This is a genomic window from Streptomyces roseoverticillatus (assembly GCF_000719265.1).
Lineage (GTDB): Bacteria > Actinomycetota > Actinomycetes > Streptomycetales > Streptomycetaceae > Streptomyces > Streptomyces roseoverticillatus.
In genome coordinates this window covers 1-406 of the sequence record NZ_JOFL01000074.1, presented here as the reverse complement: position 1 = coordinate 406, position 406 = coordinate 1, and the positions used below count along the sequence as shown (strand labels likewise).

Below are 406 nucleotides of genomic sequence, written 5' to 3'. Positions count from 1 at the left end.
GTGGGACTCGCTGCTGGCGAAGCTGATCGTCACCGGCGCCAGCCGTGAGCAGGCCCTGCAGCGTGCCGCGCGTGCGCTGGGGGAGTTCACGGTCGAGGGGATGGCCACCGCGATCCCCTTCCACCAGGCCGTCGTGGCCGACCCCGCCTTCACCTGCGATCCCTTCCGCGTCCACACCCGGTGGATCGAGACGGAGTTCACCAACACCATCGAGCCCTTCACCGCCACCGGTGCCGGTGCGGAGGATGAGGGTGAGGCCGAAGGCCGCGAGACGGTGGTCGTCGAGGTGGGTGGTAAGCGGCTGGAGGTGTCCCTGCCGTCGTCGCTGGGGATGACGCTGGCGCGGACGGCGGCTGCGGGTGGGGCGAAGCCGAAGCGGCGTGCGGCGAAGAAGGCCGGCTCGGCC

Annotated in this window: 1 pseudogene; it reads left to right on the top strand. The window is 71.7% G+C overall.

Going from position 1 to position 406, the window contains the following annotated elements:
- Positions 1 to 406: pseudogene (locus IF61_RS0131875) on the top strand (acetyl-/propionyl-CoA carboxylase subunit alpha); the annotation flags it as partial.